This is a genomic window from Streptomyces sp. NPDC020379 (genome assembly GCF_044387105.1).
Classification (GTDB): Bacteria; Actinomycetota; Actinomycetes; order Streptomycetales; family Streptomycetaceae; genus Streptomyces.
The window spans coordinates 164,815-191,803 of sequence record NZ_JBIRVR010000010.1 but is presented as its reverse complement, the minus strand read 5'-3'; the positions used below and the strand labels follow the sequence as shown (position 1 = coordinate 191,803).

The 26,989-nt window shown below is 72.9% G+C and carries 2 protein-coding genes; both read right to left on the bottom strand.

The annotated features are described in order from the left end of the window. Positions 1 to 98 precede the first annotated feature (98 nt). Positions 99 to 25,514 (bottom strand): type I polyketide synthase, encoded by a 25,416-nt coding sequence (locus ACH427_RS16045; protein WP_398870072.1) that lies wholly within the window; start codon positions 25,512 to 25,514, stop codon positions 99 to 101. Positions 25,515 to 25,723: 209 nt separating this feature from the next. Further along, positions 25,724 to 26,914, bottom strand: coding sequence for a cytochrome P450 (locus ACH427_RS16040; RefSeq protein ID WP_398870071.1), 1,191 nt, complete (start codon positions 26,912 to 26,914; stop codon positions 25,724 to 25,726). Between the last annotated feature and the right edge of the window lie 75 nt (positions 26,915 to 26,989).

Here is a 26,989-nt window from a genome sequence, read left to right as displayed (position 1 = left end):
GGCAACCCCAGCCGGGCGTCTCGTCAAGCTCCTGGCGACAGCCAGTCGATCACTGTGTTGCTACGCCCCTGGCATTCACCTCCGGCGGGGGCGGGCCGTCAGGAGAGGCCGAGCTCGTTGTCGAGGAGGTCGAAGACCTCTTCGTCGGAGGCGGACTCGAAGTCGAAGTCGTCCTCGTCCTCCCCGGATTCCTTGTGCCCGGCTTCCGCGGTGGCGGCCCTCAGGGCGTCCCACTTCGCCTTGAGGACCTCAAGGCGACCCGCTATCTGCTCGTGCACCTCATCCGTGACGTCCAGCCCGCCGAACGCCTTCTCCATCCTGCCCAGTTCGTCCAGGAGCGCCTCCGGGCCGGAGAGCTCCTCGGGCGCGAGCAGGGCGTGGAGACGGCCGACGAGTTCGACAGGCGTCGGGTAGTCGAAGAGCAGGGTCGCCGGGAGCCTGACACCGGTGAGGGCGCTCAGCCGGTTGCGGAGCTCGATCGCGGTGAGGGAGTCGAAGCCCAGCTCCTGGAACGCCTGTTCCGGGTCGATCCGCCCGGCTCCGTCGTGGCCCAGGACAGCGGCGGCCTCACCTCGTACGGTCTCCAGCACGACCTCGCGCGCCTCCGCGCCGGACAGCCCCGCCAGCCGCTGTGCCAGGCCGGCGGCCCCGCCGCCCGCACCGGTCGCCGCGGTACGCCGCCCCGGTGTCCGGATCAGGCCGCGCAGGAGCGGCATGGGGTCGCCCTGTGCGCGGAGGACGGTGAGGTCCAGGCTGACGGGGAGGAGGGCCGGTGCGGTGGTGCCGAGCGCGGCGTCGAAGAGCGCCACGCCTTCCTGGGCGGTCAGCGCGGGCATTCCGGAGCGGGCCATCCGCCCCAGGTCGGCCTCGGTGAGCGTGCCGGTCATGCCGCTGTCCTGGGACCAGGGGCCCCACGCCAGTGACACCGCCGGAAGCCCTTGCGCCCGGCGGTGGTGAGCCAGGGCGTCCAGGAAGGCATTGCCCGCCGCGTAGTTGGCCTGACCCGCGCTGCCGAACACACCTGCCACGGAGGAGAAGACCACGAACGCGTCGAGGTCCAGACCCTTGGTGGCCTCGTGCAGATGCCACGCCGCGTCCACCTTCGGCCGCAGAACCGCGGCCAGCCGCTCCGGGGTCAGGGAGGTGAGGGTGCCGTCGTCGAGGACACCGGCGGTGTGCACGACGCCGGTGACGGAGTGCCGCGCCATCAGGTCCGTGACCGCGGCCCCGTCGGTCACATCGCATGCCTCGACGACCGCGTCCGCCCCCCGCTCCGCGAGCTCGGCCACGAGCGCTGCCGCCCCCTCGGCGGCAGGACCGCCGCGGCTGACCAGCAGCAGACTCCGCACCCCGTGCTCCGCCACCAGGTGACGTGCCACCGCGCGTCCCAGGCCGCCCGTACCGCCGGTGATCAGAACCGTGCCGGTCGTGTCCCACAGGGCGCCGGCCGCTTCACGCGACTGCGGCCGGGCGAGGCGGGCGGCAAGGATCTTGCCCTCCCGGACGAGCAGTTGAGGCTCGTCCGTCGCGAGCGCCCGCGGCAGCACGGTCGTGTCGGCGTCGCCCTCCAGGTCCACCAGGCCGAAGCGCCCCGGGTTCTCCGCCTGCGCGGAGCGCACCAGACCCCATACGGCGGCACCGGCGAGATCCTCACCCGACACCGCACCACGGGTCACGAACACCAAGCGCGAATCCGCGAACCGGTCATCGGCCAGCCACGACTGCGCCAGACCCAACGCCCGGGCGGACGTGGCGTGCACGGCCTCGACCGTGCCGGCGTGCTCGACGGCCGGCTCGACCAGCACCACCCGGGGAATCGCGCCCCCGGCCGCGGCTTCCAGATCGGCGTATGTCCGGAAGGGCACGTCGTCCGGTCCGGTGGCGAGCTCGACGCGCTCGTCCGTGAGCGGGACGGAGACCCAGTCGAGCGCGAAGAGGGAGTCCCGGTCCCCGGTCCGCAACTGCTCGGCGGAGATCGGCCGTACGGTCAGCGTCTCCACCGAGGCCACTGGCGCACCGGCCGGGTCCACCATCGCGATCGACACGCCGCCCTCGGCCGGGCGCAGGCGCACCCTCACCCGCGAGGCACCGGAGGCGTGCAGCGAGACTCCGTTCCACGAGAACGGGACGCTTCCCTCACCGGCACCCGCGGCGAACGCCGAAGCGTGCAGCGTCGCGTCGAAGAGCGCCGGGTGCAGGCCATAGGCGGCACCGTCGGTGCCTTCCGGGAGCCGCACCTCGGCGTAGACGTCCTCGCCCTGCTTCCAGGCCGCCTGGAGGCCCTGGAACGCGGGGCCGTACTCGAACCCGGCGGCCGCGAACTGTTCGTAGCCGCTCTCCACGTCGATGGGCTGGGCTCCCCGCGGAGGCCATACGGACGTGTCGAACGCCTGCGGTTCCGCGCCTGTGGTCACCGCGCCGCTCGCGTGCAGCGTCCAGGGCTCCTCACCCTCACGCGAGTGCACCGCCACCGAACGGCGACCCGAATCATCCGGCTCACCGACCCACACCTGCACCTGCACACCACCACCCGAAGCAGGCAGCACGAGAGGCGCGGCAAGCGTCAGCTCCTCCAGCAGATCGCAGCCCACCTCGTCAGCAGCCCGCAGCGCCAGCTCCACCAGCGCCGTACCCGGCACCAGCACGGACCCCATCACCACATGATCCGCCAACCACGGATGCGACGACACCGACAGCCGGCCCGTGAACAACAGACCACCGGAACCCGCCAACTCCACCGCAGCACCCAGCAACGGATGCCCCGCCGAACCCAGACCCGCGAACCGCACATCACCCGCACGCACCGCCCCGCCCGAAGGCCAGAACCGCTCACGCTGGAACGCGTACGTCGGCAGATCCACCAGCCGGGCGCCCGTACCGGCGAAGAAGGCCGCCCAGTCGACCGGAAGGCCGTGGACGTACAGCCGTGCCACGGCCGCCGTCAGTGCCGTCTCTTCGTCCCGGTTCCGGCGCAGGGCCGGAACGAGGACGGTCTCCTCGGGCAGTGATTCCTGGGCCATGGCCGACAGGACGCCGTCCGGGCCGAGCTCCAGGAACCGCGTCACGCCCTCCGACCGCAGGACACCCACACCGTCCGCGAAGCGCACCGCCTCGCGCACGTGGCTGACCCAGTAGTCGGCGGAGGCGAGCTGCCCGGGCTCGGCGGGGCGGCCCGTGAGGTTGGAGACGACCGGCACCGTCGGCGCACCGAACGACAGCCGTGCCGCCACCTCGCGGAAGTCCGCCAGCATCGGGTCCATCAGCGGCGAGTGGAACGCGTGCGACACGCGCAGCCTGCTGGTCTTCCTGCCCTCCCCCTCGAAGTGGGAGCGGATCGCCTCGACCGCGGCCTCGGCACCGGAGACCACCACCGACGTCGGCCCGTTGACCGCCGCGATCGCGACACCCTCCGTCAGATGCGGCAGGACCTCCTCCTCCGTCGCCCGCAGCGCGGCCATCGCTCCGCCGGCGGGCAGGGCCTGCATGAGCCGGCCACGAGCCGCGACCAGCGCGCACGCGTCGGCCAGCGAGAACACGCCCGCCACATGTGCGGCGGCGATCTCGCCGATGGAGTGGCCCGCGACGAAGTCCGGTCGTACGCCCCAGGACTCCACCAGCCGGAACAGCGCCACCTCGATCGCGAACAGGCCCGCCTGCGCGTACACCGTCTGATTCAGCAGGTCGGCATCGTCACCCCACACCACATCCCGCAGAGGACGGTCCAGGTGCTCGTCCAGCCCCGCGCACACCGCGTCGAAAACGTCCGCGAAGAGCGGGTACCGGGCGTGCAGTTCGCGGCCCATGCCCAGACGCTGCGACCCCTGACCCGAGAACAGGAACGCCGACTTCCCGGAGCGAGCCGACCCCGTGACCGCGTCCGGGCCGGTCTCACCCGCCGCGAGCCCCGACAGAGCCCGCACCAGGGCGTCCCGGTCCGCGCCCCACACCACCGCGCGATGCTGGAAACCCGACCGGCTCGTCGCCAGTGAGTACGCCACATCCGTGAGCCTGGGTCCGGGTTCGCCCTCGATGCGGGACAGCAGCCTGGCCGCCTGGGCGCGCACGGCCGGGGCGGACTTGCCGGACACCACCAGCGGTACGAGCCGCTCCGGGTCCGCCACGGGTTCCGCGGACCCGGCCGGCTCCGGCTCGGGTTCCGGCTGTTCCAGGATGACGTGCGCGTTCGTCCCGCTGATCCCGAAGGAGGAGACACCAGCGCGTCGCGGGCCGTCGCTCTCGGGCCAGGCGGTCCGCTCGGTGAGCAGCTCGACGGCGCCGGCCGACCAGTCCACGTGCGACGACGGCGCGTCGACGTGCAGGGTGCGCGGCAGCTCACCGTGCCGCATCGCCATCACCATCTTGATCACGCCCGCGACACCGGCCGCCGCCTGCGCGTGACCGATGTTCGACTTGACGGAGCCCAGCAGCAGCGGCCGGCCCTCCGGGCGGTCCTGACCGTACGTGGCCAGCAGCGCCTGGGCCTCGATCGGGTCACCGAGTGTCGTGCCCGTGCCGTGCGCCTCCACCGCGGCGACCTGGGCCGGGGAGAGGCCCGCGTTCGCCAGGGCCTGGCGGATCACCCGCTGCTGCGACGGGCCGTTGGGAGCGGTCAGGCCGTTGGAGGCGCCGTCCTGGTTCACGGCGCTGCCGCGAACTGTCGCGAGGACCCGGTGGCCGTTGCGGCGCGCGTCCGACAGGCGCTCCAGCACCAGCATGCCCACGCCTTCACCCCAGCCGACGCCGTCGGCCGCGTCGGCGAATGCCTTGCAGCGCCCGTCCGCAGACAGTCCCCGCTGCCGCGAGAAGTCCACGAACGTCGACGGCGTCGACATCACCGTCACGCCGCCCGCCAGCGCCAGGGAGCACTCGCCCTGCCGCAGCGACTGGGCCGCCCAGTGCAGTGCCACCAGCGACGACGAGCACGCCGTGTCCACCGTGACCGCCGGGCCCTCGAAGCCGAAGGTGTACGACACCCGGCCCGAGGCCACACTGCCCGCGCTGCCACTGCCGTAGCCCTCGAACTCGGGTCCGGAGAGGAGGTCGGCGTAGTCGTTGTACATGACACCCGCGAAGACACCCGTCTGGCTTCCCCGCAGCGCGGCCGGGTCGATGCCCGACCGCTCCAGCGCCTCCCACGTCGTCTCCAGCAACAGCCGCTGCTGCGAGTCCGTGGCCAGCGCCTCGCGAGGACTCATCCCGAAGAACGCCGGGTCGAAGTCCCCCGCGTCCGTCAGGAACCCGCCCGCGCGGGTGTAGCTCGTGCCCGTGTGCTCGGGGTCGGGGTGGTAGACGGACTCCACGTCCCAGCCGCGGTCGGCAGGGAAGTCCGTCACCGCGTCCACGCCGTCGGACACCAGCCGCCAGAGGTCCTCGGGCGAGGCGACCCCGCCCGGGTAGCGGCAGCTCATCCCGACGATCACCACCGGATCGTCCTCCACCACCGCCGCCACCGGCGACACCGCACCGGTGCCGGACGCCTCCGCGCCGAACAACTCGTCCAGCAAGTGCCCGACCAGCACGTCCGCCGTGGGGTAGTCGAAGACGGCGGTGGCCGAAAGGCGCAGACCCGTCGCCTCGTTGAGCCGGTTGCGCAGCTCGACAGCGGTCAGGGAGTCGAAGCCGAGGTCCCGGAAGGCCAGGGTCGCGTCGACATCCGCGGCTCCGGCGTGTCCGAGGACCGCCGCGATCCGCTCGCGTACGAGGTCCAGCAGCGCCGTACGCCGCTCGTCCCCGGACATGCCGGCCAGGCGCTGTACGAGACCGGAGGTCCCGGCCAGGCCGGACAGCGCTGCCGAGCGCCGCGTGCGCGTACGGATCAGGCCGTGCAGGAGGGGCATGGGGTCGTGCTGCGCGCGGAGGGCGGTGAGGTCCAGGCGGACGGGGAGGATCACCGGCGCCGGGGCGCCGAGCGCGGCGTCGAAGAGCGCCACGCCTTCCTCCGCGGAGAGCGGAGGCATTCCGGCGCGGGTCATCCGCGCGAGGTCGGCCTCGGTGAGCGTGCCGGTCATGCCGCTGTCCTGGGACCAGGGGCCCCACGCCAGTGACACGGCCGGAAGCCCCTGCGCCCGGCGGTGGTGAGCCAGGGCGTCCAGGAAGGCGTTACCCGCCGCGTAGTTGGCCTGACCGGAGCTGCCGAAGGTGCCCGCCACGGAGGAAAAGACGACGAACGCGTCGAGGTCCAGATCCTTGGTGGCCTCGTGCAGATGCCACGCCGCGTCCACCTTCGGCCGCAGAACCGCGGCCAGCCGCTCCGGCGTCAACGAACCGATCACCCCGTCATCCAGAACACCAGCCGTATGCACGACGGCAGTGACACGGTGCCGGGCCACCAAGTCCGCCACCGCGGCCCCGTCAGTCACATCGCACGCCTCGACGACGACATCCGCCCCACGCTCCGCGAGCTCCGCCACCAACTCCTCGGCACCCTCGGCAGCCGGACCACGACGGCTCACCAACAGCAGACTCCGCACCCCGTGCTCCGCCACCAGATGACGGGCCATCACCCGGCCCAGACCACCCGTACCACCGGTGATCAAGACCGTACCGGAGGGGCCCCAGGCCACCTCGTCGGTGGCGTTCCGCGCCTCTACGCGGGCAAGCCGGGCCGCGAGGACCTGGCCGTCACGGACCAGAAGCTGAGGCTCGTCCGAAGCGAGAGCCTGCGGCAGCACGGCCGGATCGGCCTCGCCCTCCAGGTCCACCAGCACGAAACGTCCCGGGCTCTCCGACTGCGCCGAGCGCACCAGACCCCACACAGCGGCACCGGCGAGATCCTCACCCGACACCGCACCCCGCGTCACGAACACCAAACGCGAGTCCACGAAACGCTCATCCGCCAGCCACGACTGCACCAGACCCAACGCCCAAGCCGCCGCAGCGTGCACGGACTCCACGGTTTCGGCGGGTTCGGCGGCCCGGGCGACCAGCACGGCCCCGGGAAGCTCGGCCGCGGGCAGAGAATCCAGATCCGCGTACGGTTCGCCATCCGCACCGGTCCCCAGCCCGGCACGCTCGTCCGTGAGCCGCACCGGCGCCCAGTCGAGCGTGAAGAGGGAGTCCCGGCCACCGGTCCGCAACTGCTCGGCGGAGATCGGCCGTACGGTCAGCGTCTCCACCGAGGCCACCGGCGCGCCGGCCGGGTCCACGATCGCGATCGACGCACCACCGTCGGCGTCGCGGATCCGGACGCGGACCTGTGAGGCGCCCGAGGCGTGCAACGACACACCGCTCCAGGAGAACGGAACAGCGCCCTCAGCGTCTCCGCCGACCGCCATCGACGCGTGCAACGCCGCGTCGAAGAGGGCGGGGTGGAGGCCATAGGCCGCGGCGTCCGTCCCTTCGGGGAGCCGGACCTCGGCGTAGACGTCGTCGCCGAGCTTCCAGGCGGCCTCCAGGCCCTGGAACGCCGGGCCGTACGCGAAGCCGCTGTCCTCGAACTGCTCATAGCAGTCCGTCACATCGACGGGTTCGGCGCCGGCCGGGGGCCACACCGATGTATCGAATACCAACGGTTCCGCGCCTGTGGTCGCCGCGCCGCTCGCGTGCAGCGTCCAGGGCTCCTCACCCTCACGCGAGTGCACGGCCACCGAACGGCGACCCGAATCATCCGGCTCACCGACCCACACCTGCACCTGCACACCACCACCCGAAGCAGGCAGCACGAGAGGCGCGGCGAGCGTCAGCTCCTCCAGCAGATCGCAGCCCACTTCATCGGCGGCCCGCAGCGCCAGCTCCACCAGTGCCGTACCCGGCACCAGCACGGACCCCATCACCACATGATCCGCCAACCACGGATGCGACGACACCGACAGCCGGCCCGTGAACAACAGACCACCGGAACCCGCCAACTCCACCGCAGCACCCAGCAACGGATGCCCCGCCGAACCCAGACCCGCGAACCGCACATCACCCGCACGCGCCCCGGTCGCCGCGGGCCAGAACCGCGAGCGCTGGAAGGCGTACGTCGGCAGGTCCACCTGCCGGGCGCCGGTGAACACCGCTTCCCAGTCGACCGGCACGCCTTGGACGTGCATCCGAGCCAGAGCCGTGAGCAGCGCCTCTTCCTCGGCGCGGTCCTTGCGCAGGACGGGGGTGAGCGCGGCACCCTCCGGCGCGGACTCCGCGGCGAGGGCGGAGAGCGCTCCGTCAGGGCCGAGCTCCAGGAACACGGTCACGCCGTGGGCCCCCAGGGTGCGCACACCGTCGGCGAACCGTACGGCCTCGCGGACATGGCGGACCCAGTATTCCGCCGAGCCCAGCTGCTCGGCGGTCGCGAGTTCGCCGGTGACGTTCGACACGAGCGGGACGTCGGGCGCACCGTACGTCACGCTCTCGGCGACGGCGCGGAAGTCGTCCAGCATCGGCTCCATCAACGGCGAGTGGAACGCGTGCGACACCCGCAGCCTGCTGGTCTTCCTCCCCTCCCCCTCGAAATGCGCCACGACGGCGAGCACCGCGCTCTCGGCACCGGAGACCACCACCGACCTCGGCCCGTTGACCGCCGCGATCGCGACACCCTCCGCCAGCAGCGGCAGCACTTCCTCCTCCGCAGCCTGCACAGCGACCATCGCACCACCCTCCGGCAGCGCCTCCATCAACCGACCCCGCGCAGCAACCAACGCACACGCGTCATCAAGAGAGAACACACCCGCCACATGCGCGGCAGCGATCTCACCCACCGAATGCCCAGCCACATACCCCGGCCGCACACCCCACGACTCCACCAACCGGAACAACGCCACTTCCACCGCGAACAACGCCGGCTGCGCGAACCCCGTCCGATTCAGCAGGCCGGCGTCATCACCCCAGACCACATCCCGCAACGGACGATCCAGATGTTCGTCCAGCCCCGCACACACCGCATCAAAAGCCTCCGCGAACACCGGGAACCGACCGTACAGTTCCCGGCCCATCCCCAACCGCTGCGAACCCTGACCCGAGAACAGGAAGGCGCGCTTGCCCGTGCGGGTCTCGCCTTCCGCCACGATGCCCGCGTCGCTCCGCCCGTCGGCCAGCGCGTCCAGGGAGCACAACAGGCCGTCGCGGTCGGCGGCCAGCACCACCGCGCGGTGGTGGAAGCCCGAGCGGGTCGTCGCAAGGGAGTACGCGACATCCACGAGCCGCGGTGCGGGCTCGCTGCCGAGGTAGGACGACAGCCGTGCCGCCTGGGCCCGCAGCGCGGCCGGGGACCTGCCGGACACCACGAACGGTACGAACCCTGCGGCGTCCGCGTCCTCCACCGGTTCCCCGGCCGGCTCCTGCTGGGGTTCCGGCTGCTCCAGGATCACGTGCGCGTTCGTCCCGCTGATCCCGAACGACGAGACACCAGCGCGCCGCGGCCTGTCGCCCTCCGGCCAGGCGGCCCGCTCGGTCAGCAGCTCCACCGCCCCGGCACTCCAGTCGACATGGCTCGACGGCGCGTCGACGTGCAGGGTGCGCGGAAGCTCACCGTGGCGCATGGCCATGACCATCTTGATGACACCCGCGACGCCCGAGGCGGCCTGGGTGTGGCCGATGTTCGACTTCACCGAACCCAGCAGCAGCGGACGGTCCTCGGGGCGGTTCTGACCGTACGTTGCCAGGAGCGCCTGGGCCTCGATCGGGTCGCCCAGCGTCGTGCCTGTGCCGTGGGCCTCGACGACGTCGACGTCCGCGGTGGACAGGCCACCGCTGGCCAGCGCCTGGCGGATCACCCTCTGCTGAGAGGGTCCGTTGGGGGCGGTGAGGCCGTTGGACGCGCCGTCCTGGTTCACGGCGCTGCCCCGCACCGTCGCCAGGATCCGATGTCCGTTGCGGCGCGCGTCGGAGAGCCGTTCCAGCACCAGGATGCCGGCGCCCTCGGCCCAGCCCACGCCGTCGGCGCCGTCGGCGAACGCCTTGCAGCGCCCGTCGGAGGAGAGGCCGCCCTGGCGGGAGAACTCGACGAATGTCAGCGGGGTCGCCATCACCGTCACACCTCCCGCCAGCGCCAGGGAGCACTCGCCCGACCGCAGCGACTGCGCGGCGAGGTGCAGGGCCACCAGCGACGACGAGCACGCGGTGTCCACCGTGACCGCCGGGCCCTCGAAGCCGAAGGTGTACGACACCCGGCCCGAGGCCACGCTGCCCGCGCTGCCGCTGCCCTGGTACCCCTCGAACTCGCGCCCGGAGAGCAGCTGGGAGTAGTCGTTGTACATCACGCCCGCGAAGACGCCGGTGCGGCTGCCGCGCAGCGCGGCCGGATCGATCCCGGCGCGTTCGAGTGCCTCCCAGGTCGTCTCCAGCAGCAGGCGCTGCTGCGCGTCGGTGGTCAGGGCCTCCCGGGGGCTCATCCCGAAGAACTCCGGGTCGAACTCCCCGGCATCGTGCAGGAAGCCACCGGAGCGGGTGGCGATGGCGCCCTCGCGGTCGGGGTCGTAGGTGTCCTCGATCTCCCAGCCGCGGTCGGCCGGGAAGCCGGAGACGGCGTCCACGCCGTCCGACACCAGCCGCCACAGGTCTTCGGGCGAGGTGACTCCGCCGGGGTAGCGGCAGCTCATGCCGACGATGACGACCGGGTCGTCCGTCAGGGACGGGAGGGCAGAGACGGGGAGCGATACATCAGCTTCCACGCTGAAGAGTTCGGCGAGGAGGTGGCCCGTCAGGGCATCGGCCGTCGGGTAGTCGAAGACAGCCGTCGCCGGGAGCCGCAGACCGGTGACCTTGCCCAGTCCGTTGCGGAGTTCGATGGCGGTGAGGGAGTCGAAGCCGAGGTCCTGGAACGCCTTCGTGGGATCGACCGTTTCCGGGCGGGCGTGTCCGAGGACCGCCGCGACCCGCTCGCGTACCAGGTCCAGGAGCACCGCGCGCCGCTCGGCCTCGGACAGCCCGGCCAGGCGCTGCGTGAGACCGGCCGCCGCGGCCGTGCCTGCCGCTCCGGCGCGGCGCGCGGGCCTGCGGACCAGGCCGCGCAGCAGGGGCTGGGGTTCCCCCTGCGCACGCAGGGCGGCGAGGTCCAGGCGGACGGGGAGTACGGCCGGCTCGGCGGTGGCCAGGGCGGCGTCGAAGAGGTCGGCGCCTTCCTCGGCGGTCAGCGGCGGCATGCCCGAGCGGGCGATGCGCTGCACGTCGGCCTCGGTGAGGGTGCCGGTCATGCCGCTGTCCTGGGACCAGGGGCCCCACGCGAGCGACACGCCCGGAAGCCCCTGCGCCCGGCGGTGGTGAGCCAGGGCGTCCAGGAAGGCATTGCCCGCCGCGTAGTTGGCCTGACCCGCGCTGCCGAACACACCTGCCACGGAGGAAAAGACCACGAAAGCATCGAGGTCCAGACCCTTGGTGGCCTCGTGCAGATGCCACGCCGCATCGACCTTCGGCCGCAGAACCGCGGCCAGCCGCTCCGGCGTCAACGAACCGATCACCCCGTCATCCAGAACACCAGCCGTATGCACGACGGCAGTGACACGGTGCCGCGTCACCAAGTCCGCCACCGCGGCCCCGTCGGTCACATCGCACGCCTCAACCGTCACTGCGACGCCCTGGTCCGCCAGTTCAGCGACGAACTCGTCGGCTCCCATGGCGGCCGGGCCACGACGGCTGACCAACAGCAGGCTCCGCACACCGTGCTCCGCCACCAGGTGACGGGCCATCACCCGGCCCAGACCACCGGTACCACCGGTGATCAAGACCGTCCCGGAAGAATCCCAGGAGGGCGCCACCGACGCCTGCGCCCGGACCCGCTCCAGCCGGGCCGCGAGGACCTGACCGTCACGGACCAGAAGCTGAGGCTCGTCCGAAGCGAGAGCCTGCGGCAGCACGGCCGGATCGGCCTCGCCCTCCAGGTCCACCAGCACGAAACGTCCCGGGCTCTCCGACTGCGCCGAGCGCACCAGACCCCACACAGCGGCACCGGCGAGATCCTCACCCGACACCGCACCCCGCGTCACGAACACCAAACGCGAGTCCACGAAACGCTCATCCGCCAGCCACGACTGCACCAGACCCAACGCCCAAGCCGCCGCAGCGTGCACGGACTCCACGGTTTCGGCGGGTTCGGCGGCCCGGGCGACCAGCACGGCCCCGGGGACGTCGGCTGTGGTGAGGCCCTCCAGATCTGTGGACACCCGGAGCGGTTCACCGGCCGGGCCGCTGTCGAACTCGACGCGTTCGTCCGTGAGGGGGAAAGGCACCCAGTCGAGTGTGAAGAGGGAGTCCCGGCCGCCACCCGTGCGCAGCTGGTCGGTGGTGACCGGCCGCAGGGTCAGCGACTCCACGGAGGCGACCGGCGCACCGGCCGGATCGGCCATGGCGATCGCCATTCCGCTCTCGGCGCGGCGGATACGGATGCGCAGCTGCGAGGCGCCGGAGGCGTGGAGGGAGACGCCGGTCCACGAGAACGGGACGCTTCCCTCGGCGGCTTCGGCGGCGAACGCCGAAGCGTGCAGCGTCGCGTCGAAGAGCGCGGGGTGCAGACCGTACGCCCCACCGTCGACACCCTCGGGGAGCCGGACCTCGGCGTAGACGTCGTCGCCGAGCTTCCAGGCGGCCTCCAGGCCCTGGAACGCCGGACCGTAGAAGAATCCGGAGTCCGCGAACTGCTCGTAGCAGCCCGTCAGGTCGATGGGCTCGGCAGCTGTGGGTGGCCAGGTCGTGGCGTCGAACGCCGACGGCCGGGCACCGTTCGTCACTGAGCCGGCGGCGTGCAGCGTCCAGGGCTCCTCACCCTCACGTGAGTGCACCGCGACGGCGCGGCGACCGGAATGGTCCGGCTCGCCGACCCACACCTGCACCTGTACGCCACCACCCGAGGCGGGCAGCACGAGAGGCGCGGCGAGCGTCAGCTCCTCCAGCAGATCGCAGCCCACTTCATCGGCAGCCCGCAGCGCCAGCTCCACCAGTGCCGTACCCGGCACCAGCGCGGAGCCCATCACCACGTGGTCAGCCAGCCACGGGTGCGACGACGTCGACAGCCGGCCCGTGAACAACAGCCCGCCGGAGCCCGCCAGTTCCACCGCAGCACCCAGCAACGGATGCCCCGCCGAACCCAGACCCGCGAACCGCACATCACCCGCGCGCGCCGTCCCGCCCGAAGGCCAGAACCGCTCATGCTGGAACGCGTATGTCGGCAGGTCGACCCACTGGGCACCCCTGCCGGTGAACAGCGCCGCCCAGTCCACCCCGGCGCCTGCGACGTACAGCCGGGCCAAGGCGTCCAGCACCGATGTGTCCTCGGGCCGGTCCTTGCGCAGCACGGGAGCGAGCACGGCGTCCTCCGACGCCGACTCCCGGGCCATGGCGGACAGGACGCCGTCCGGGCCGAGCTCCAGGAACCGGCTCACGCCCTCCGCGCCAAGGGTCCGCACCCCGTCCGCGAACCGTACGGCCTCGCGCACGTGACGCACCCAGTAGTCGGCCGAGGACAACTGCCCGGGCTCGGCGAGGCGGCCTGTCACGTTCGACACCACCGGCACCGCCGGCGCACCGAACGACAAGCCCGCCACCACCGTCCGGAACTCCTCCAGCATCGGCTCCATCAGCGGCGAGTGGAACGCGTGCGACACGCGCAGCCTGCTGGTCCTGCGCCCCTCGCCCGCGAAGTGCGCCCGGACCGCCTCGACAGCGTCCTCCGCTCCGGAGACCACCACCGACGACGGGCCGTTGACCGCCGCGATCGCGACGCCCTCCGTCAGCAGCGGCACCACCTCGGCTTCCTCCGCCGCGAGCGCCACCATGGCGCCGCCCACGGGCAGGGCCTGCATCAGCCGGCCCCGCGCGGCCACCAGCGCGCAGGCGTCACCGAGGGAGAAGACACCCGCGACGTGTGCGGCGGCGATCTCGCCGATGGAGTGGCCCGCGACGAAGTCCGGTCGTACGCCCCAGGACTCCACCAGCCGGAACAGCGCCACCTCGATCGCGAACAGGCCCGCCTGCGCGTACACCGTCTGATTCAGCAGGTCGGCATCGTCACCCCACACCACATCCCGCAGAGGCCGGTCCAGGTGCTCGTCCAGCCCCGCGCACACCGCGTCGAAAACGTCCGCGAAGAGCGGGTACCGGGCGTGCAGTTCGCGGCCCATACCCAGACGCTGCGACCCCTGGCCCGAGAACAGGAACGCCGACTTCCCGGCACGCACCTCGCCCACGGTCACACCCGGGCCGGTCTCGCCGACCGCGACGGTCGACAAGGCGAGCATCACATCGCTCCGGTCCCCGCCCCACACCACCGCTCGATGGGCGAAGCGCGACCGGCCCGCGGCCAGGGAGTAGCCGATGTCCCGCGCCGGCAGTTCGTGCTGGGCGGCGACGAAGGACAGCAGGCGTGCCGCCTGGGCGCGCAGCGCCGCCTCGTTCCTGCCCGAGAGCACCAAGGGCAGCACGCCGGGCACGGCCGCCGGTGCCTCCTCGACCGCTTCCGCCGGTTCGGGCTGTTCCAGGATGACGTGCGCGTTCGTCCCGCTGACGCCGAAGGAGGAGACGCCCGCGCGGCGGCGCTCGGACGCCGGCCACGCGACCGGCTCGGTGAGCAGCTCGACGGCGCCGGCCGACCAGTCCACGTGCGACGACGGCATATCGACGTGCAGGGTGCGCGGCAGCTCACCGTGCCGCATCGCCATCACCATCTTGATCACGCCCGCGACACCCGAAGCGGCCTGTGCGTGACCGATGTTCGACTTCACCGTGCCGAGGAGCAGCGGACGGTCCTCCGGGCGGTCCTGTCCGTACGTGGCCAGCAGCGCCTGGGCCTCGATCGGGTCACCCAGCGTCGTGCCCGTGCCGTGCGCCTCCACCGCGTCCACATCCGCCGCCGACAGCCCGGCGCTCGCCAGCGCCTGCCGGATCACCCGCTGCTGGGACGGACCGTTCGGGGCCGTCAGACCGTTCGACGCACCGTCCTGGTTCACCGCGGAGCCGCGCACGACCGCCAGGACCCGGTGGCCGTTGCGGCGCGCGTCCGACAGGCGCTCCAGCACCAGCATGCCCACGCCCTCGCCCCAGCCGACCCCGTCGGCCGCGTCGGAGAACGCCTTGCAGCGCCCGTCCGCCGACAGTCCCCGCTGCCGCGAGAACTCCACGAACGTCGACGGCGTCGACATCACCGTCACGCCGCCCGCCAGCGCCAGGGAGCACTCACCGGAGCGCAGCGACTGGGCCGCCCAGTGCAGTGCCACCAGCGACGACGAGCACGCCGTGTCCACCGTGACCGCCGGGCCCTCGAAACCGAAGGTGTACGCGACGCGGCCGGAGGCGATGCTGCCCGCGCTGCCGTTGCCGCGGTATCCCTCGAACTGGTCGCCGACCAGGATCTCGCTGTAGTCGGTGTACATGACGCCCGCGAAGACGCCTGTCCGGCTGCCGCGCAGCGCGGCCGGGTCGATGCCCGACCGCTCCAGGGCCTCCCACGTCGTCTCCAGCAGCAGCCGCTGCTGCGAGTCGGTGGCCAGCGCCTCGCGAGGACTCATCCCGAAGAACTCGGGGTCGAAGTCCCCCGCGTCGTGCAGGAAGCCGCCGGAGCGGGTGTAGGAGGTGCCGACGGCCTCCGGGTCGGGGTTGTAGAGCGACTCGACGTCCCAGCCGCGGTCGGCCGGGAAGCCGGAGACGGCGTCGACGCCGTCCGACACCAGCCGCCACAGCTCCTCGGGCGAGGCCACTCCGCCCGGATAGCGGCAGCTCATGCCGACGATCACGATCGGGTCGTCGGCGGTGGCCGGTGCCCGCACCGGCGACGGAGCGTCCGCTTCCCCTTCCGTCTGTCCGCCGAACAGTTCGTCCAGCAGGAAGCCCACCAGCGCGTCCGCCGTCGGGTAGTCGAAGACGGCGGTCGGCGAAAGCCGCAGTCCTGTCGCGTTGTTGATCCGGTTGCGCAGCTCGACCGCCGTCAGGGAGTCGAAGCCGAGTCCCTGGAAGGCCCGGGTGGGGTCGACCGTCTGCGGGCCCGCGTGGCCCAGGACCACGGCGACCTGCGCGCGCACCACGTCGAGGAGCACTTCGCGCCGTTCGAGGGCGCCCAGGGGGGAAAGGCGCCCCACGAGGCCGGCGGCCGCGGCCGAGCCGGCGACCGCCGAGCGGCGGGCGCGGGACCGGACGAGTCCACGCAGGAGCGAGGGGATGTCCTCCTGCCCGCGCAGCACGGCGAGGTCGAAGCGCACCGGGAGTACGTGCGCGGAGTCGGCGGCCAGCGCGGCGTCGAAGAGCGCCACGCCCTCGGCGGGGGTGAGTTCGGGCATGCCCGAGCGGGCGATGCGCTGCACGTCGGCCTCGGTGAGGGTGCCGGTCATGCCGCTGTCCTGGGACCAGGGGCCCCACGCGAGCGACACGCCCGGAAGCCCCTGCGCCCGGCGGTGGTGAGCCAGGGCGTCCAGGAAGGCATTGCCCGCCGCGTAGTTGGCCTGACCCGCGCTGCCGACGACACCCGCCACGGAGGAAAAGACGACGAACGCGTCGAGGTCCAGATCCTTGGTGGCCTCGTGCAGATGCCACGCCGCATCGACCTTCGGCCGCAGAACCGCGGCCAGCCGCTCCGGCGTCAGCGAACCGATCACCCCGTCGTCCAGAACACCAGCCGTATGCACGACGGCAGTGACACGGTGCCGGGCCACCAGGTCCGTGACCGCGGCCCCGTCGGTCACATCGCACGCCTCGACGACGACATCCGCCCCACGCTCCGCGAGCTCCGCCACCAACTCCTCGGCACCCTCGGCAGCCGGGCCCCTACGGCTCACCAGCAGCAGGCTCCGCACCCCGTGCTCCGCCACCAGATGACGGGCCATCACCCGGCCCAGACCACCCGTACCACCGGTGATCAAGACCGTCCCGGAAGAATCCCAGGAGGGCGCCGCCTTCGCCTGCGCCCGGACCCGCTCCAGCCGGGCCGCGAGAACCTGACCGTCACGGACCAGAAGCTGAGGCTCGTCCGAGGCCAGGGCCCGCGGCAGGACCGTCAGGTCGGCCTCCGCTCCGAGGTCCACCAGGCCGAAGCGGCCCGGGTTCTCGGACTGCGCCGAGCGCACCAGGCCCCATACGGCGGCACCGGCGAGGTCCTCACCCGCGACCGCACCACGCGTCACGAACACCAGCCGCGCATCCGCGAACCGGTCATCCACCAGCCATGACCGCACCAGCTCCAACGCCCTGGCGGCCGTGGCGTGCACGTCCGCCACCATGTCGCCGGATCCGGGCGTCACCGGGACCAGCACCGCCTGCGGCACCCGGCCCGAGTCGGCCAGGGACGCCAGGTCCGCGTGGCTGTCGAACGTCGAGCCCGCGAGGGAGCCGAGCACGGCCACGGTCGCCGCGGCCCCGGCCGAGGGCAGCCGTGCCGGGTTCCACGCCATCCGGAACAGCGCGTCGCGCCCGACGTGACTCGCGCCGCCGTCCGCCTGGCCGGCGGAGACGGCCCGTACGGTCAGGGACTCCACGGAAACGACCGGACCGCCTTCGACGTCCGCGACGTCCACGGACACCGTGTCCGCGCCGTGCCGGACGACACGGACCCGTACGGTCGAGGCACCCGACGCGTGGAGCGAGACACCCTCCCAGGAGAAGGGCACGACCCCCTGCTCCACGCCGTTGAAGGCGCAGACGTGCAGCGCCGCGTCGAGCAGCGCCGGGTGCAGGCCGTACGCGGGAGCGTCGGCCTCGGCGACCTCGGGCAGGGCGACCTCGGCGAACACCTCGTCGCCCCGCCGCCACGCCGCCCGCAGGCCCTGGAAGTGCGGTCCGTAGTCGAATCCGCCGTCGGCGAAGCTCTCGTAGAGACCGGTCACGTCCACGGGCTCGGCGTCGGCCGGCGGCCAGGAGCCGGTGCGGAAGTCGTGGGCGGGCTCCGGGATCCGGTCGGCCGTCGACAGGACGCCGGTGGCGTGCTGGACCCACGGGCGGTCGCCGTCGCCTTCCGGTCGGGAGCGGGCACCGAGGGCGCGCCTGCCGGAGTCGTCGGCGGGGCCGACGCGCAACTGCACCTGGACGCCGCCGCGTTCGGGCAGGACCAGCGGGGCGGCCAGGGTCAGCTCGTCGATGCGATCGCAGCCCGCCTCGTCGGCGGCGCGGACGGCGAGTTCGACGAACGCCGTGCCCGGCAGCAGGACCGATCCCATGATCCTGTGGTCGGCCAGCCAGGGGTGGGACTGGAGGGACAGGCGAGTCGTGAACAACAGGCCGTCGCCGTCGGACAGTTCCATGGCGGCGCTGAGCAGGGGGTGCCCGGCCGCTTCGAGGCCGGCGGCGCCGATGTCCCCGGTGCCTGTGCGGCCGGGGGTGGGCCAGAACCTCTCGTGCTGGAAGGCGTACGTCGGAAGGTCGTCGACAACGCGCGCGTCCGTGCCGGTGAAGAACGCCGCGCGGTCGATGGCCGTGCCGTGGACGTACAGTTGTCCAAGGGCGGTGAGCAGCGTCGTGTCCTCCGCGCGGTTCTTGCGCAGGGCGGGGACGAGGACGGACCCGTCCGGCAGCGACTCGCGTGCCGTGGCGGAGAGCGTGCCGTCGGGCCCCAGCTCAAGGAAGCGCGTCACGCCCTCGGCGTGCAGGGCGCGTATGCCGTCGGCGAAGCGCACGGCTTGGCGGACGTGGGTGACCCAGTATTCGGGGTTGCGCAGTTCCTCCGCCGTGGCGGGGGCGCCGGTCACGTTGGAGACCACGGTGAGCTCCGGCGTGCCGTAGGCGAGGCCCTCGGCGACGGCGCGGAAGTCGTCCAGCATCGGCTCCATCAGCGGCGAGTGGAACGCGTGCGACACCCGCAGCCTGCTGGTCTTCCTCCCCTCCCCCTCGAAATGCGCCGCGACGGCGAGCACCGCGCTCTCGGCACCGGAGACCACCACCGACCTCGGCCCGTTGACCGCCGCGATCGCGACACCCACCGCCAGACGCGGCAGCACTTCCTCCTCCGCAGCCTGCACAGCGACCATCGCACCACCCTCCGGCAGCGCCTCCATCAACCGACCCCGCGCAGCAACCAACGCACACGCGTCATCAAGAGAGAACACACCCGCCACATGCGCGGCAGCGATCTCACCCACCGAATGCCCAGCCACATACCCCGGCCGCACACCCCACGACTCCACCAACCGGAACAACGCCACTTCCACCGCGAACAACGCCGGCTGCGCGAACCCCGTCCGATTCAACAACCCCTCATCATCACCCCAGACCACATCCCGCAACGGACGATCCAGATGTTCGACCAGCCCCGCACACACCGCATCAAAAGCCTCCGCGAACACCGGGAACCGACCGTACAGTTCCCGGCCCATCCCCAACCGCTGCGAACCCTGACCCGAGAACAGGAAGGCGTCCTTGCCTTCGTGTGTGGCGCCCGCGCTCAGGGCTGAGTCGTCCTCGCCCGCGGCCAGGGCGGTCAGGGCGCGGACCGCGGTGTCGTGGCTGTCGGCCAGGACGGCCGCGCGGTGGTCGAAGGCCGTGCGCGTCGCGAGGGTGTACGCGCTGTCGCCGAGCCTCGGCGCGGGGTCGCGGAGGAGGTGGGTCAGCAGCCGGGCGGCCTGGCCCTTCAGGGCGCGCTCGCTCCTGCCCGACAGCAGCAGGGGCACGGGCGTCCGGATCTCCGGCGCGGTGGCGGGGGCTTCGGTGGGCGTGGGCTCGTCCTCGGCCTGTTCGAGGACGACATGTGCGTTGGTGCCGCTGATCCCGAACGCGGAGACGGCAGCGCGCCTCGGGCGGTCCGTGGCGGGCCACTCGGTCCTTGCCGTGAGCAGTTCGACCGCGCCCGTGCTCCAGTCGACGTGCGCGGTGGGCTCGTCCACGTGCAGGCTCTCGGGCAGCACGCCGTGCTGCATCGCCAGGACCATCTTCATCACACCGGCCACGCCGGCGGCTGCCTGTGTGTGCCCGAGGTTGGACTTCACCGACCCCAGCAGCAACGGCCTTTCCCGCGGCCGGTCCTGTCCGTAGGTGGCGAGCAGCGCCTGGGCCTCGATGGGGTCGCCCAGCGTCGTGCCCGTGCCGTGCGCCTCCACCGCGTCCACATCCGCCGCCGACAGCCCGGCGCTCGCCAGCGCCTGCCGGATCACCCGCTGCTGCGCCGGACCGTTGGGGGCCGTCAGACCGTTCGACGCGCCGTCCTGGTTCACCGCGGAGCCGCGCACGACGGCGAGCACCTGGTGGCCGTTGCGCCGGGCGTCCGACAGCCGCTCCACGAGGAGCAGTCCGACGCCTTCGCTCCAGCCGGTTCCGTCCGCGCCCGCCGCGAAGGGCTTGCAGCGTCCGTCGGCCGCCAGCCCGCGCTGGCGGGCGAACTCCACGAAGGAGGACGGGGTCGCCATCACCGTCACGCCGCCGGCGAGCGCCAGCGAACACTCCCCCGACCGCAGCGACTGCGCCGCCATGTGGAGCGCCACCAGCGAGGACGAGCAGGCCGTGTCGACCGTGACCGCCGGGCCCTCGAAGCCGAAGGTGTACGACACCCGGCCGGAGATGACGCTCAGCGCGTTGCCGGTGAGCGCGTGTCCGGCGACCTCGTCCTGTGCCGCGTCCAGGACGGTGCGGTAGTCCTGGGCGTTGGTGCCCGCGAAGACACCGGTGCTGCTGCCCCGCAGGGACTCGGGGTCGATGCCGGCCCGTTCGAGGACCTCCCAGGTGGTCTCCAGCAGCAGGCGCTGCTGGGGGTCCATGGCGAGGGCCTCGCGCGGCGAGATCCCGAAGAAGTCCGCGTCGAAACCGGCCACGTCGTCGAGGAAGCCGCCGCCGCGGGCGTAGCTCGTCCCCTGGTGGTCGGGGTCCGGGTGGTAGAGCCGGTCGAGGTCCCAGCCCCGGTCGCCGGGGAGGGGGGAGATGGCGTCCCGGCCTTCGGCCAGCAGTTGCCAGAGCTCCTCCGGTGAGCCGACGCCGCCGGGCAGCCGGCAGGCCATGCCCACGATCGCCACCGGCTCGTCGAGTACGGCGGCCGCCCGTTCCACGACGGCCGTGGCCCCGGCCGTGCCCAGGACCTCGGAGCGCAGGTAGCCGGCGACCGCGGTGGGCGTGGGGTGGTCGAAGAGGAGGGTGGCGGGCAGCCGCAGGCCGGCCGCGGCGGACAGGCGGTTGCGCAGGGCGACCGCCATCATCGAGTCGAATCCCAGGTCGCGGAAGGGGCGTTGGGCGTCGACGGTGTCCGGCGAGGTGTGCCCGAGGGTCTGCGCGGCCTCCTCCCGGACCAGGTGCAGCAGGGCCCGCTCCTGCTCGGCGGGCGGCAGTGCGCCGATCCGGTCGCGCAGCGGGGAGCGCTCCTCGCGCGGCCGGTCGCCGCCGGTGAGGGCGTGGCGCGCCTCGGGGAGGCCGGCGAGGAGGGGGCTGGGGCGGACGGCGGTCAGGGCCGGGGCGTACGCCGCCCAGTCCACGTCGGCCACGGTCACGTTCGCGGCCCCCTGGGCGAGGGCCTGGCGGAGTGCGGCGAGCGCGGGGGCCGGGGCCATGGGGAGCAGTCCGTCGCGGCGCAGCCGGTCGGCGGCCTCGCTGTCCGTGGCCATGCCGGAGTCGGCCCAGGGGCCCCAGGCGACCGAGGTGGCGGGCAGGCCCGTGCGGCGGCGCTGCTCGGCGAGGGCGTCGAGGAAGGCGTTGGCGGCGGCGTAGTTGGCCTGGCCGGCGTTGCCCAGGACGCCGGTGACCGAGGAGAACAGGACGAACATCTCCAGGCCGAGGTCCCGGGTGAGTTCGTGCAGGTGCAGAGCGGCGGTGGCCTTCGGACGCAGGACGGCCTCGAAGCGCTCGGGGGTGAGGGCCTCCAGCACGCCGTCGTCCAGCACACCGGCGGCGTGCACGACGCCGGTCAGGGGAAGGTCCTCGGGGATGCCCGCGAGGACGGCGGCCAGGGCGTCGCGGTCGGCGGCGTCGCAGGCGGCGACGGTCACCCGGGTGCCCCGGTCGGTGAGGGCGGCGGCGAGCTCCCGCGCGCCGGGGGCTTCCAGGCCGCGGCGGCCGGTGAGCACCAGGTGCTCGGCCCCGGCGTCCGCCAGCCAGTGCGCGACGTGGGCGCCCAGCGCGCCGGTGCCGCCGGTGACCAGGACCGTACCGCGTGCGGTCCACCGGGCGCCGGTGCCGCCGCCGGGTGTGATCCGTCCCAGGCGGCGGGCGAAGGTCCCGGCCGGCCGGATCGCGAGCTGGTCCTCGGCGCCGGCGAGGGCCCCGAGGAGCCCGGAGACGACGCGCCCGTCCACCTTCCCGGGGAGGTCGACGAGTCCGCCCCAGCTCTGCGGGGACTCCAGCGCGACCACCCGCCCGAGGCCCCATGTCTGGGCCTGGAGGGGGCTGGTGAGCGTGTCCCGCTCGTCCACGGCGACGGCGCCGCGGGTCACGCACCACAGCGGGGCCTGGAGGCCGGATGCCTCCAGGGCGCGCACCAGGGCGGTGGTGGCGGTGACGCCACGCGGCACCGAAGCGAGGTGCGGGTGGGGGCGTTCGTCGAGGGCGAGCAGCGAGAGCACTCCGTCGACGGGCCCGGCCGGCAGCTCGAAGGCGCCGGTGCCGGGGAGGACGAAGGATTCGGCGCTCAGGCCCTGGTCGCGCAGGGTGTCGAGGAGTTGGGCGACCCATGGGTCGCCGGTGGCGTCCTCGGGGAGGACGACGAGCCAGTTCCCGGTGGCCGTGGGGCCGGCCGGGGCGGCGAGGGGTGTCCAGTGCACCCGGTAGCTCCACCTGTCCGCCTCGGCCTGGACCCTGCGCTGCCGGCGCCACGACGAGAGCGTGGGAAGGATGCTGCCGAGCGAGTCCGCCTCGTTCCCGTCGAGGGCCAGGACGGCCGACAGCCCTTCGAGGTCCTCGTGTTCGACGGCTTCCCAGAATCCGGCTTCGCCCGCTTCGCCGCCCGGTCCCGCGTCGGCCGTGGCGCCCGGCTCCAGCCAGTACCACTCGCGTTGGAAGGCGTAGGTCGGCAGCTCGACGCGGGCGGCACCGAGCGTGCCGAGCCACGCGGACCAGTCGACGTGGGTGCCGTGGACGGAGGCCGTGGCGACTGCCTCGGCGAGGGTCTGCCCTTCGGGCCGGCCGGTGTGCAGGAGGCTGATGACGAGGGACTGTTCGAGGGTGGTCAGGGAGTCCTCGACCATCGGCACGAGCACACCGCCGGGACCGATCTCCACGAAGGTGGTGACACCCTCGGCTTCGAGGGTGCGCACGGCGGTGTGGAACCGGACGGCCTCCCGGACCTGCCGGACCCAGTAGTCGGGCGAGCACAGTTCCCCGCCGTCGGCGAGCGCTCCGGTCACGGTGGACACCACGGGGATGCGGGGGGTGTGGAACTCCAGGTCCTCGGCGACGCGCCGGAAGTCCTCCAGCATGCCGTCCATGTGCGGGGAGTGGAAGGCGTGGCTCACCCGGAGCCGCTTGGTGCGCCGCCCCCGCGCCTCCCAGTGTGCGGCGATACGGGACACGGCGTCCTCGTCGCCCGAGACGACCGTGGCAGTGGGCCCGTTGACCGCCGCGAGGGCGGCGCGGTCCTCATCGGCGAGGGACGCGAGGATCTCCTCCTCGGTGGCCTCGACGGCCACCATGGCGCCGCCTTCGGGCAGCGCCTGCATCAGGGTGCCGCGCGCCGCGACCAGCCGTGCGGCGTCCTGGAGGGAGAGGACTCCGGCCACGTGGGCGGCGGTGAGCTCGCCGATGGAGTGACCGGCGACGAACCGCGGCGTCACGCCCCAGGACTCGACGAGCCGGAAGAGGGCGGTCTCCAGGGCGAAGAGTGCCGCCTGGGTGCAGGCGGTCCGGTCGAGCAGGGCGGCCTCGTCCGTGCCGTCCTCGGCGAAGACGACATCGCGGACGGGCCGGTCCAGGTACGGGTCGAGCTCGGCGCACACCGCGTCGAACTCCTTGGCGAACTCCGGGTGGGAACCGTACAGTTCGCGCCCCATGCCCAGGCGCTGGGAGCCCTGCCCGGCGAAGAGGAAGGCGGTGGGCGCCTTGGCGGCGGCGCCGCTCACGAGACCGGCCGCGGCGCGGCCCTCGGCCAGGGCGTCCAGGCCGGTGAGGAACGCGTCCCGGTCGTCGGCGACCACGGCGGCGCGGTGCTCCATGAGGGGCCTCGTCGCCGTGAGGGAGTGGGCGACGTCGGCCGCTCCGAGGCCGGCGTGGGCGCGGACGTGGCGGGCGAGCCGCGCCGCCTGGGCCCGCAGGGCCTCGCCGGTCCGGGCGGACAGGATCCAGGGCAGCGCGCCGGGCCGGGTCGCCGGCGCGGGCGCGGGCGCGGAACCGGCCTCGCGCGGTGGTGCCTGTTCCAGGATGACGTGGGCGTTGGTGCCGCTGATGCCGAAGGACGAGACGGCCGCGCGGCGCACCCGGTCGGCCGCGGGCCAGGGTTCGGCGTCGGCGAGGAGCCGGGCGCTGCCCTCGCTCCAGTCGACGTGGGGGGTGGGCTCGTCGAGGTGCAGGGTCCGGGGCAGCTCGCCGTGCCGCATCGCCAGGACCATCTTCATGACACCGGCGACACCGGCGGCGGACTGGGTGTGGCCGATGTTGGACTTCATGGAGCCGATGAGTACGGGCCGGTCGGCGGGGCGCTGTCCGTACGTGGCGAGCAGGGCCTGGGCCTCGATGGGGTCGCCCAGCCTCGTGCCCGTGCCGTGTGCCTCGACGGCGTCGATATCCGTGGCGGCGAGCCCGGCGTCGGCCAGCGCCTGGCGGATGACGCGTTGCTGGGAGGGGCCGTTGGGGGCGGTGAGGCCGTTGGAGGCGCCGTCCTGGTTGACGGACGAACCCTTCAGCACCGCGAGCACGGGGTGACCTTCGCGCAGCGCGTCGGAGAGCCGCTCGACCAGCAGCAGCCCGACGCCCTCGCCCCAGGCCGTGCCGTCGGCGGCCGCCGCGAACGGCTTGCAGCGGCCGTCGGGGGCCAGGCCGCGCTGGCGGGAGAAGTCCACGAACAGCTGCGGGGTGGACAGCACGGTCGCGCCGCCGACCAGAGCGAGGGAGCACTCGCCCCGCCGCAGCGACTGTGCCGCCAGGTGCAGGGCGACCAGCGACGAGGAGCAGGCCGTGTCGACGGTCAGCGCGGGGCCCTCCAGGCCGAGGGCGTAGGAGATGCGGCCGGAGGCGATGCTGATGAAGTTGCCGGTCATCAGGTGGCCGGCGACCTCGTCCGGCTGCCGGCGGCCGGCGGCGTCGTACCCGGCGTAGCCGGTGCCGACGAACACGCCGGTGCGGCTGCCCGCGAGGGACTCGGGGTCGATGCCGGCCCGTTCGAGGGTTTCCCACGCGGTCTCCAGCAGCAGGCGCTGCTGGGGGTCCATTGCGAGGGCCTCGCGCGGTGGGATGCCGAAGAATCCGGGGTCGAACTCACCGGCGTCGTAGAGGAATCCGCCCTCGCGGGTGTAGCTGGTGCCCTGGTGCTCGGGGTCCGGGTGGTAGAGCGCGTCGAGGTCCCAGCCGCGGTTGCCGGGGAGGGAGGAGACCGCGTCGACGCCGTCCCGGAGCAGCTCCCACAGCTCCTCCGGCGAGCGGACGCCGCCGGGGAAGCGGCAGGCCATGGAGACGATCGCGATGGGCTCGCGCTGCTGCCGCTCCGTCTCGCCCAACTGCTGGCGGGTCTCCTGGAGATCCGCGATCGCGCGCTTGAGGTACTCGCGCAGCTTCGCCTCGTTCGACATCAGAACGCCAACCCCTCGTGGAATGCCGGTTCCGGGCCACAGGACGTCGACACTCACGCCTGACCCACTATCCAGGGCCATCCTGCTCAACGCCGACTGCGGGATTCCGTAGAGCACGCGCACAGCACGACGCCCGTACACACGGCCCCGGTGGTGCGGTGAGGGGCGTGGGTACGGGCGAGGTTGCCGGGAACGGCGGGTGTCCGGACCTACCAGGTCACGGGCAGCTCGGTGAGACCACCGGACAACTGGCCGTCGACCAAGCGCAGTTCGTCCTCACCGTGGACCAGGCGCAGGCCGGGCAGACGGGTGAACAGCTGGGTGTACACCGTCCTCAGCTCGATGCGGGCCAGCGGGGCGCCGATGCAGTGCCACATGCCGTGGGCGAAGGTCAGGTGCGGGTTGGGTGTCCTGGTGATGTCGAACCGCCCCGGCTCGTCGAAGGCCCGCTCGTCGAAGTTGGGGAGGCTGAAGTCGAACAGGACCAGGTCACCGGACCGTATCGTCACGCCGCCGATCTCGACGTCCGCGTTGGCGTAGCGCGGCAGGATCGACCCGCCGGCCTTGGCGGACCGCAGTATTTCCTCCACGGCGAGCGTCATCGCGGCCGGGTCCGCCAGCGCGGCGGCGCGCTGCTCGGGGTAGTCGGCCAGGAGCATCACGCCGTGGTCGAGGAAGGTCACGACGCTGTCCAGGCCGGCGAACAGCAGGCCCACCGCCAGCGGTGCCACACGCTCCTCCGGAAGTCCGCCTTGGGACAGCCGGGTGAGGATGTCGGCGCCGGGCTCGGTGCGCTTCTGCTCGACCAGCCCCTCGACGAAGGCGAAGAGGTCGTCCCGGCCGTGCTCCACGCTCTCCTTGTCACCCAGGAGGGCCATCTGGCCAAGCCTCGTGGTCAGCTCCTCACGGCTGTGCGGCGGTATGCCGATGATGTCGCAGAGCACTGTCAGGGCGACCGGCACGGAGACGCCGCTGTGCAGGTCTCCGGGCGGGCCCTGGGCGATGAACCGGTCCAGGACGTCGTCGACGACCGCCGCCACCCGCGGCTCCATCTCGCGCACCCGCCGGGCGGAGAACATCGGTGTGAGCGCGCGGCGGATCTCGGTGTGCGTCCGGTGCCCCGCCTCGGCGTCGGTGTCCGTGATCATCAGGTCCAGGAAAGGGCTCTTGACGTAACGGGGCGCGTTGTCCGGGTCGGGGTGCGAGTGGCCGACGCGCTCGTCGTGCAGCAGCTCCTTGAGCTCGGCGTGGCGGGTCACCAGCCACCCTTCGTCCCCCGCGGGGGTGCGCACCCGGACGACCGGCGCATCGTCCTGGAGGCGGCGCAGCAGGGGGCTCAGCCGGAGCCGGCCGGGCGCCTCCAGGCCGAGTGCGGGCACGTCCTGGGAAGAAACGGTCATGTCATGTCCTGCCTTCTGTATAGCTGTGTAGGAAATCCGGAAACACGCCGCGGTCGCGCGCACGACCGGCCGCGA